The organism is Microvirga sp. P5_D2 (assembly GCF_054049475.1).
Window position 1 is genome coordinate 67,668 of record NZ_JBFUMH010000009.1, and the last position, 10,102, is coordinate 77,769.

At 63.5% G+C, this 10,102-nt stretch carries 10 protein-coding genes; 6 read left to right on the plus strand and 4 right to left on the minus strand.

Features of this window, described 5'->3' with window-relative positions; all coding sequences use genetic code 11:
* Nucleotides 1–39 precede the first annotated feature (39 nt).
* The 4 genes from purB to ACXJKO_RS05405 all read left to right on the plus strand — a co-directional run bounded on the left by purB (nt 40) and on the right by ACXJKO_RS05405 (nt 4,305).
* A complete protein-coding gene (purB, locus tag ACXJKO_RS05390) occupies nt 40–1,353 on the plus strand; it encodes an adenylosuccinate lyase (RefSeq protein WP_457090055.1) in 1,314 nt (437 codons plus the stop codon).
* Nucleotides 1,354–1,425: 72 nt separating this feature from the next.
* Nucleotides 1,426–2,676 (plus strand): class I SAM-dependent methyltransferase, encoded by a 1,251-nt coding sequence (locus ACXJKO_RS05395; protein WP_457090056.1) that lies wholly within the window; start codon nt 1,426–1,428, stop codon nt 2,674–2,676.
* Between the two features lie 31 nt (nt 2,677–2,707).
* Nucleotides 2,708–3,268: an RBBP9/YdeN family alpha/beta hydrolase gene (locus ACXJKO_RS05400; RefSeq protein ID WP_457090057.1), complete on the plus strand. Its 561-nt coding sequence runs from the start codon at nt 2,708–2,710 to the stop codon at nt 3,266–3,268.
* A 425-nt stretch (nt 3,269–3,693) separates the two neighbouring features.
* Nucleotides 3,694–4,305: a Spy/CpxP family protein refolding chaperone gene (locus ACXJKO_RS05405; RefSeq protein WP_457090058.1), complete on the plus strand. Its 612-nt coding sequence runs from the start codon at nt 3,694–3,696 to the stop codon at nt 4,303–4,305.
* 69 nt (nt 4,306–4,374) lie between these two features.
* Here the strand turns inward: ACXJKO_RS05405 and rpsD are convergent, their stop codons facing one another.
* The 4 genes from rpsD to ACXJKO_RS05425 form a co-directional block, all read right to left on the minus strand.
* Nucleotides 4,375–4,992 (minus strand): 30S ribosomal protein S4, encoded by a 618-nt coding sequence (rpsD, locus tag ACXJKO_RS05410; protein ID WP_457090059.1) that lies wholly within the window; start codon nt 4,990–4,992, stop codon nt 4,375–4,377.
* A gap of 176 nt (nt 4,993–5,168) precedes the next feature.
* Entirely contained in the window at nt 5,169–6,041 is an 873-nt protein-coding gene (gene murI, locus ACXJKO_RS05415) for a glutamate racemase (protein ID WP_457090060.1), read from the minus strand.
* A 10-nt stretch (nt 6,042–6,051) separates the two neighbouring features.
* Entirely contained in the window at nt 6,052–7,266 is a 1,215-nt protein-coding gene (locus ACXJKO_RS05420; RefSeq protein WP_457090061.1) for an alpha/beta hydrolase, read from the minus strand.
* Nucleotides 7,267–7,329: 63 nt separating this feature from the next.
* Nucleotides 7,330–8,064 carry an RNA methyltransferase gene (locus ACXJKO_RS05425; protein WP_457090062.1) on the minus strand — a complete coding sequence of 245 codons (735 nt, stop codon included), beginning with the start codon at nt 8,062–8,064 and terminating at the stop codon, nt 7,330–7,332.
* A 132-nt stretch (nt 8,065–8,196) separates the two neighbouring features.
* Between ACXJKO_RS05425 and ACXJKO_RS05430 the strand changes: the two genes are divergently transcribed.
* A complete protein-coding gene (locus ACXJKO_RS05430; RefSeq protein ID WP_457090063.1) occupies nt 8,197–8,946 on the plus strand; it encodes a bestrophin-like domain in 750 nt (249 codons plus the stop codon).
* Between the two features lie 190 nt (nt 8,947–9,136).
* On the plus strand, nt 9,137–10,102 hold a 966-nt coding region (locus ACXJKO_RS05435; RefSeq protein WP_457090064.1), incomplete at its 3' end, for an NADP-dependent isocitrate dehydrogenase.

Here is a 10,102-nt window from a genome sequence, read left to right on the forward strand (position 1 = left end):
ACCGCGCGGGACATATCCCCCGCGTGGAAGTGAAAAGCGATGATCCCTCGTTACAGCCGTCCTGAGATGGTGGCCATCTGGTCGCCGGAAACCAAGTTCCGCATCTGGTTCGAGATCGAGGCTCATGCCACCACGGCGCTCGCCAATCTTGGCGTGGTTCCGAAGGAAGCGGCTGAGATCGTCTGGGAGAAGGGCTCCAAGGCGACCTTCGACGTGGAGCGCATCGATTCCATCGAGCGCGAGGTTAAGCACGACGTCATCGCCTTCCTCACGCATCTGGCCGAGATCGTCGGCCCCGAGGCCCGCTTCGTCCACCAGGGCATGACCTCCTCGGACGTGCTCGACACCACCTTCAACGTCCAGCTCGCCCGCGCCACCGATATCCTGCTGCGCGACATGGACGAGCTGCTCGCCGCCATCAAGCGCCGCGCCATCGAGCATAAGATGACGCCGACCATCGGCCGCTCGCACGGCATCCATGCAGAGCCGACCACGTTCGGTCTCAAGCTCGCCCAGGCCTATGCGGAGTTCGAGCGCTGCAAGATCCGCCTCATCGAGGCCCAGCGCGAGATTGCAACCTGTGCCATATCGGGTGCGGTCGGCACCTTCGCCAATATCGACCCGAGCGTGGAAGAATACGTGGCCGAGCAGATGGGCCTGTCCGTCGAGCCGGTCTCGACCCAGGTCATCCCCCGCGACCGCCACGCCATGTATTTCGCGACTTTGGGCGTCATCGCCTCCTCCATCGAGCGACTGGCGACGGAAGTGCGCCACCTGCAGCGCAGCGAAGTGCTGGAAGCGGAAGAGTTCTTTTCGGCGGGCCAGAAGGGCTCGTCCGCCATGCCGCACAAGCGCAACCCGGTTCTCACCGAGAACCTGACGGGCCTCGCCCGCATGGTGCGCGCCTATGCCATGCCTGCCATGGAGAACGTAGCCCTTTGGCATGAGCGGGATATCTCCCACTCCTCCGTCGAGCGCATGATCGGGCCCGATGCTACCGTCACCCTGGACTTCGCGCTGGCCCGGCTCACGAACGTCATCGATAAGCTCGTGGTCTATCCTGAGAACATGCAGAAGAACCTGGATCGCCTCGGCGGCCTCGTTCACTCGCAGCGCGTTCTCCTGGCTCTCACCCAGAAGGGCGCCTCCCGCGAGGACGCCTATCGGCTGGTCCAGCGCAACGCCATGCCGGTCTGGCGCGGCGAAGGCGATTTCCTGACCCTTCTCAAGAGCGACGCCGACGTCACGAAGTACCTGACCCCTAAGGAAATCGAGGACTGCTTCGACCTCGGCTACCACTTCAAGCATGTGGATACGATCTTCACGCGGGTCTTCGGCGCAACGGGAGCATAGCTTAAGGGCTGGAAATTTTTCTCCAATGCGCGACAATTCCCGTGTGAGTTCAACGGTACGGGAACGGCGGCCATGCTGTCGGAAAAACTTCTCAGCCTTGCCTTCACGAGGGCCGTCAAGCACGGCACCCTCGAACTGACCACGGCGGGAGGCCAGCTCTTCACCTTCGGTGACGGCGGGTCTCCCCGGGTTTCGATCCGGTTCACGGACAAGGCGGCTCAGACCGCCTTGTGCCTCCATCCGGAGCTGAAGCTCGGCGAGCTGTTCATGGATGGGCGGCTCATCATCGAGGAAGGCGACATGCTCGACCTCCTCCAGCTTCTCCTTCAGGACACCCATGGGGAACTGCACGAACTCCCCCTACGCCGCATACGCAAGATCCAGAACTGGATGCGCTTGCGCGGCGAGAACGACATGGTTCGTTCCAAGCACAATGTCGCCCACCATTACGATCTCGACGGGCGGCTTTACGCCCTCTTCCTCGACAGCGACCGGCAATATTCCTGCGCCTATTTCGACCACCCGGACGAGGATCTGGAGGCGGCGCAGCTCGCCAAGAAGCGGCACATCGCGGCCAAGCTCATGGTGGACCGGGGCCATAGTGTGCTCGATATCGGCTCCGGCTGGGGCGGAATGGGCCTTTACCTTGCGCAGGTGGCAGGCGCCGGCTCGGTGAAGGGCGTGACCCTGTCGCAAGAACAACTGGAGGCCTCCCGCAAGCGCGCAACCTCAGCCGGTCTCGTGGACCGCGTACGCTTCGAGCTGGAGGATTACCGGGCGACGAAAGGCTCCTTCGATCGCATCGTCTCGGTCGGCATGTTCGAGCATGTGGGCCTTGCATCCTACGACGATTATTTCAGCACCAGCCGCAGTCTCCTGAAGGAGGACGGCGTGATGCTCCTCCACACCATCGGGCGTTCCGGCACGCCCTACCCCACCAATCCCTGGATCACGAAATACATCTTCCCGGGTGGGCACCTGCCCGTGCTCTCCGAGATGATGCTCGCCATCGAGCGCGCGGGGCTGATCGTTACCGATATCGAGATCCTGCGCCTTCACTATGCCTATACCCTCAAGGCTTGGCGCGAGCGCTTCCTGGCCCAGCGGGAGGAGGTTCTGAAGCTTTACGACGAACGCTTCTGCCGGATGTGGGAGTGCTACCTCGCCATGTCGGAATCCGCCTTCCGCTGGCAGGATGCGGTGGTGTTCCAGCTGCAGCTGACCCGGCGCAACGACGTGGTGCCGCTCACCCGCGACTACATCGCCGAGCGGGAGGCCGCTTTGAAGGCATCGGAGCAGATGGAGTTCAAGCGCAGCGCTTGAACCTGCACAGGAGCGCCTTTATCTCGATGTCATGAAAACCTCCGATTGCGACATCCTCATCGTCCCAGGCCATGAAAATTCCGGCTCCGACCACTGGCAGAGCCGGTGGGAGCGCCAGCTCTCGACCGCATGGCGGGTCGAGCAGGAGAACTGGGACGCCCCGAACAAGGACGCCTGGGTCGCGCGCGTCGTCGATGACGTGAAGCGCGCCAAGAAGCCCGTCGTTCTGGTCGGACACAGCCTCGGCGTCATGGCGATCATCCACGCCGCTCCGCTTCTTCCCAAGGACAAGGTCCAGGGCGCCTTTCTGGTGAGCCCGCCGGATGTAGAGCGGCCGGATTTCGTCCCCGCCATCGACCGCGCCTTCGCGCCGATCCCGCGCGATCCGCTGCCCTTCCCATCGGTGCTGGTCGCCAGCCGCACCGACCCGCTTTGCGATTACGACAAGGCGGAGGACATGGCGTATACCTGGGGCTCGGCCTTCGTCGATGCGGGCGATGCCGGCCACCTCAACACGGAAAGCGGGCACGGCCCCTGGCCGGAGGGCCTCATGCGCTTCGCTGGGTTTTTGAAGCGGTTGGGCCAGAAATAGACCATTCCGTCAAAGGATAAGCGCGTGCTTCCCTCCCCCTTGCGGGGAGGATTAGGGTGGGGGTTTATGGCCGGGTGAGCGCTTTCAAGATAAAGCGCAGTCCTAACCTCTTCCGGGTGGGAGAGGTCGACGCGCGGCAGCGCGGCGGGTGAGGGAATGCGGTTTCCGGATAGGTCGGACCCTCACCCTGCCCCTCTCCCGCTCGGGAGAGGGGATGCGCGGTGATCCGCCCAATGCTCACTGGAAGACCCGCAGCGCTTTGACTTTTCGCCCCCCACCCTGACCCTCCCCGCAAAGGGAGGGAATAAGTGCGGCGCACATCCACCCCCACCTTTTCCACATGACGAAAAGTTCATCCGGCCTTCATTCGACCAAGAGCACCATGGGCGCATTCTCATCGTTGTATCTCGAAGGAGGATATTCGAATGAAGATCATCGCCACCCTTGCCGCTGCCGCCGTGCTTGCGAGCGCAGGCACCTACGCTCTGGCGCAGGCTCCGGCTCCCACGACTCCGCCTGCGGCAGGCCAGGAGCAGGCGCGTCGGGAGCCCCGTCGGGGCATGTCCCAGGACGAGTATAACCGCCTCGTCGATGCCCGCGTCGCCTCCATCAAGGCAGGCCTGAAGCTCTCGGGCGATCAGGAGCGTCTGTGGGGTCCGGTGGAAACCGCGATCCGGACATCGGCTTCCGAGCGCTATACCAACATGCAGCAGTTCCGCGAGAACCGCGATCAGCGCCGCTCCATGGACTTCATGCAGCGCCTCGAGCAGCGCAACACCATGATGAATCAGGGCGCCCAGCGCTCGGCGGCGCTGACGACGGCGATGCGCCCCCTTTGGGACAGCTTCAGCGAGGACCAGAAGCGGATCGCTCCGCGCCTGATGCGTGAAGCTATGAACGGCGGCTGGGGCGAGCGTCGCGGCCGTGGCGGGCGCGATGGCCATCACGACCGCCGTGCCGCAATGATGGACCACGGTCCGGGTCACGGTGGCCCCGGTCAGCGCGGTCCTGCTCCGCAGCCTGCTCCTCAGCAGTAAGCAGTGCACACCGAAAACAAAAAGGCCGCCCGATGGGCGGCCTTTTCAGTTTGAAGTCGGCTTCGCGGATTAGCGCGAATAGAACTCGATCACGAGGTTCGGTTCCATCTGGACAGCGTACGGCACTTCCGACAGGGTCGGGATGCGCGTCACGCGGGCCGTCATCTTGGAATGATCGACCTCGATGTAGTCCGGAACGTCACGCTCGGCGAGCTGGGACGCCACGACGACGACTTCGAGCTGCTTGGACTTGTCCTTCACCTCGATCACGTCGCCGGCCTTAACCTGATAGCTCGGGATGTTCACGCGGCGGCCGTTGACCTTCACGTGACCATGGTTGACGAACTGACGGGCGGCGAAGGGGGTCGCGACGAACTTCGCGCGGTACACGACCGCGTCGAGACGGCGCTCGAGCAGGCCGACCAGGTTCTCACCCGAGTCGCCCTTCAGGCGGATAGCCTCGGCGTAGTAACGACGGAACTGCTTCTCGGTGATGTTCGCGTAGTAGCCCTTCAGCTTCTGCTTGGCGCGGAGCTGGGTGCCGAAGTCGGACATCTTGCCCTTGCGGCGCTGGCCGTGCTGGCCGGGGCCGTATTCGCGGCGGTTCACGGGGCTCTTCGGGCGACCCCAGATATTCTGACCCATACGGCGGTCAAGCTTGTGCTTGGCCTGAATGCGCTTCGACATCGCTGTTCCTCTTTGTTGTCGAATGAGCGAGGAACGCGCCCTCCTCTTCCCCTAGGGGACGACAGGCCGACCAAAAGCCGGGCCACGGGAGCGTAAAAAGTTACGCGGCCCCGTTAAGGACCGCGTGAACGGGTGGGGTTTATGGGAAAGGGAGAGGAAAGTCAATCAATTCCGCTTCAGCCCACCATCAACGGCATTTCCTCGACAGTCACGAGCGGCAACCCCTTGTCCTTCAAGGCCGCGCGCAGCGGGTCCGTCACCCCGGCGCCGCTGGTGAACACCGCCACGGCCTCGTTCTCGTCGGCTTCGTGGCCCGGCACTGGCTGGCCGATGAGCTGGGTCACGCGGCGTCCGATGGCCGGGGCCGGATCGATCCAGGTTACGGCCCAGGGACTGAGCGCCTGGAAGCGCTGGAGGAGAAGCGGGTAATGGGTGCAGCTGAGCGCCACCACATCGGTCCGCCCGTCCTTTTCTTCGATGAAGCAGGGTAGAAGCTCGTCCAGGATCTCCGCATCCGGGACGGGCGCACCCGCAAGCTCAGCCTCAGCGATGGCCGCGAGGCGGCGGGAGCCGACGAGATTGACCTTGCAACTGGCGGCATAGGTCTCGATGAGGTCCCGCGTGTAATCCCGCACCACCGTCGCCGGGGTGGCGAGCACGGTGACATAGCCTGAGCGCGTGGTCTGCGCCGCCGGCTTGATGGCCGGCACCGTGCCGACGAAGGGCACGGAAAACCTCTCCCGCAGATGCGGCAGCACTAAGGTCGAGGCCGTGTTGCAGGCGATCACCACGAGCTCGGGGTCATGAAGAGCGATCAGGCGCTCCATGACGGAGATAACCCGCGCCACCAGAACGTCCTGGCTCAAGCCCCCATAAGGAAAGCCCGCATCGTCCGCCGCGTAGACATAGCGCGCGTCCGGGCGGACCTTCAGCACCTCGGAGAAGACCGTGAGGCCGCCGAGGCCGGAATCGAAGACGAGGATGGTGGGAACGGGAGACGGCATGACAGCTGGGTTATAGGTCGTTCCAGCCAGAAGATCGACACGCATACGCCACACCTTACGAACGAAGATGGTTCAGGAATTCCGAGAGGCCCTGCTTGGTTTCATTGGGAGTCGGAGTGGGAGCGAAGTTCAGCCTGCGCCGCGGCCCCGCCTCCGGCTGCTTCTCCTGCCCCTCTACTTTCGGCATCTGGGCCGAGAGACGCTTTACAGGCCAGCCGTCGCTCCAGTTGCCCATATCGACGAATTTGGAATCGCGGGTGAGAGCTGCCGCATCCTTGCCGGCGAAGGCCGCATCGGCGGCGATCTCGAAGGTCCGCCAATAGGCTTGGTAATCGAGCGTATCGGTGCCGTTATTGCCGAGCTGTTGGGTCAGGATGGTCTGGGGACCCGACAGCGACATGTCGGCGCTCCAGCGCCAGGTGTTCTTCTGCTTGGGGTCGCGGGGCGGATCGAGCGGCAGCTTGATGGCCGAGGCGTCGTAATCAGCCTTCGGCGAGCCCGGAGAGGCAGTTGTCGCCGTGAGCGGCGGGTAGCCGTGATCATCCGAGCTGGTCCGCATGAACAGCTTGCGGTTCGCCGGCACGCCGCTCGACGCTTCGAGAATGCGGCGGGCGGCACGGTCGATGGGCAGATGCTCGCGGTCGCCGCTCATCGTGATGACGAGCGTCGAGGGATCGATGGCCGAGAGGTCGCGGAGCATGATGCCCCTCTCCTTCTCGTTGGAAGCGATGCCGCCCGGCATGAGGCCGAAGATCAGCCTCGGCATCGGCAGCTTGCTCTCGCCCACGCCGGACGCGACGTTCAAGGCAATCGGCATGCCGGCGGAATGCCCGATGAAGGCCACGCGCTTGAGATCGGGCTTTGCCGCCGCATCTTCGGCAAGCTCCGTCAGCGCATTCTGAATCAGGGTTTCCGAGAGCGACGTCGCATCGCCGGGACGCGAGCGGTTCACCTCCTGGAAGCGCGGGAAGAGCACGAGATAGCCCTTGCGCGCCAGATGATCGATGAAGCCGCCATAGAGACCGGGGTTCACCGCTCCCCAGGAATGGAAGAACACCACCACCGGACGCGGCGCGGCGGGCGTATCGGAGCCATGGAACACGTAGGTGCCGGAACTTGCCGTTCCGGTGCCGCGCTTGATCACCTCGGAAATCTTGTAGTCCGACCCGCCCGGCCCCTGCTCCGGCTGCTTCGGCGGCGTCGCTGCGACGGCCCAGGGAGCCGCGAGGCACGAACCAAGAAGGAGAAGCGTAGTCAGCGAGCGGCGCATGGCGATCTCAGGTCAGGATTGAGCAGGGCAGACGGCGCCCGGCAACACTAGATCAGAAGTTCTTTAAGGCTTTCTCAACCGCCGACCTTCCGCAAGTGCGCGAATCGCCCCGCGTAGCGTGCGAACATCCTGCTCCGTCATTGCCAGGCGATGGAAGATGTCCCGCATGTTGCGAGCCATGATCGGCTTCTTGTCCTCGGGGTAGAAGTTTACGGCTTCCAGCTCCTTTTCGAGATAATCGAAGAAGGAGGTGACGGCCTCCCGGGCCGCAGGCGGAGAGCGGATCTCACCGTCGAAAGGCAGCGCGCCGCCGGTGGCGAGCTTGTACCATTCGTACGAGACCAGAAGCACGGCCTGCGCGAGATTGAGCGACGAGAACTTGGGGTCCACCGGAAAAGTAATGATGGCATCCGCGAGGGATATCTCGTCGTTCTCGAGCCCCGTCCGCTCCCGCCCGAACATGATGCCGATCCGCTGGCCCTCGCTGGTTCGCTGGTGCGCCTCCTTCATGGCAGGCTCCGGCGCGAAGACGCGCTTCATCTGCCCGCGCTCGCGGGCGGTTGTGGCGAAAACGTAGTTGAGATCCGCGATTGCCTCTTGAGCCGTATCGTAGAGCTTGGCTCCGTCCAGCACATGCACGGCGCCGGATGCCGCCGAATGCGCGCCTTTGCGCGGCCAGCCATCCCGAGGGGCCACGATGCGCAGCTCCGACAGGCCGAAATTGGCCATGGCGCGCGCCACCATGCCGATATTTTCCGCCAGCTGGGGCTCGACGAGGATGATGGTTGTAAGGTTCATGGCGTTCGGATCTTAAAGGATCGGCTGAGACGGAGTTTCTCCCCATACAGCCCAAGGCCCTAGCCCGCCACATTGATTTCTAGATCAAGCTTCACAGATGGCATCGTACGCACAAAGGCAGGCGGGAAAGCGATGATTGTCGCCGATGAAGTCCTGATCTCGGCCGTCACGTTCATCCTCCTGGTGGGGGCCTCGCTCGGCTGCTTGTTCGGGCATGTGAGGCTGTCCGCGAAGCAGCTTCAGGAAGACACGAGCTCCACCGTCCGGGTCGTCGCCAACATCTTCGTGGTCATCGCCTCCCTCGTGCTCGGCCTGATGCTGAACTCGGCCAAGAACACTTTTCAGGGCGTGGATGACGCTGTCCATACCTATGCGACCGACCTTATCCTGCTCGACAAGACCGTCCGAACCCTAGGGCCCGCCGGCGACGACATTCACCGCGGGATCATTGCCTACCTCGACCGAGCACTCAGCGCGAGCCCTGGTGTCGACCCCGACAGGCAGGCCGAAATCCTGCTTGAGGATGTCGGCAATCGGCTGCGAGCGGTCCAGGCAACCGGCGATCAGCAGACGGCTCTCTGGAACGAGGCGCGGCAGCTCTACCGGGCGGTTCTCGACCAACGCTGGGTCATCATCGGCCAATCGGGAGGCACCATCCCGATGCCTCTTATCGTGGTGGTCATCGCTTGGCTCGTCCTGATCTTCGCGAGCTTCGGCTATCGGTCGCCCCGAAACGCGGTCGTCATCACCACTCTCGTCGTCGCAGCCTTCCTGATCTCGGCCTCGCTCTGCCTGATCCTAGACATGGACAATCCCTCAACCGGGCTGATCCAGGTCTCGGACGAGCCGCTGCAACGCGTCTTTGAGCAGATCCGAGGGTAAGCCTCCGATCCGCCGCCCTGAAGCCCATGCCGCCCTGTGCCCGGACGACGCGAAAAATACCCAAAGCCGCAGAAAGCGCTGAATTCGGGCAAGCCCCCCACCTTCCCCCGGAGCCTTAACCGCGCTATAGCCCCGGCAACCCGTCTGCCGTAGGCAGGCCCGTTTCAGCCCTGAAAAGCAAGGTGAGATCATGGCGAAGATCAAGGTTGCCAATCCTGTCGTCGAACTCGACGGCGACGAGATGACCCGCATTATYTGGCACTTCATCAAAGAGAAGCTGATCCACCCCTATCTCGACATCGACCTSAAGTACTACGACCTGTCGATTGAACATCGKGACGCCACCAATGATCAGGTCACGGTCGAGGCGGCGGAAGCCATCAAGAAGTACGGCGTCGGCGTGAARTGCGCCACCATCACGGCCGACGAGGCCCGCGTGGAAGAGTTCAAGCTCAAGGACATGTGGAAGTCGCCCAACGGCACGATCCGCAACATCCTCGGCGGCGTGATCTTCCGCGAGCCGATCATCTGCAAGAACGTGCCGCGCCTCGTGCCCGGCTGGACCCAGCCGATCATCGTCGGCCGCCACGCCTTCGGCGACCAGTACAAGGCCACGGACTTCAAGGTGCCCGGCAAGGGCCGCCTGACCATGAAGTTCGAGGGCGAGGACGGCACCGTCATCGAGAAGGAAATCTTCAAGTTCCCGGACGCCGGCGTCGCCATGGGCATGTACAACCTCGACCAGTCGATCCGCGAGTTCGCCCGCGCCTCGCTSAACTACGGCCTGAACCGCAAGTATCCGGTCTACCTCTCCACGAAGAACACCATCCTCAAGGCCTATGACGGCCGCTTCAAGGACATCTTCGAGGAGGTCTACCAGAACGAGTTCAAGGCGAAGTTCGACGCCGCCGGCATCACCTACGAGCACCGCCTCATCGACGACATGGTGGCTTCGGCCCTCAAGTGGTCGGGCGGCTATGTGTGGGCGTGCAAGAACTACGACGGCGACGTGCAGTCCGACACGGTGGCCCAGGGCTTCGGCTCGCTCGGCCTCATGACCTCCGTGCTGATGACGCCGGACGGCAAGACGGTGGAAGCGGAAGCCGCCCACGGCACCGTGACGCGCCACTACCGCGAGCACCAGAAGGGCAAGGAG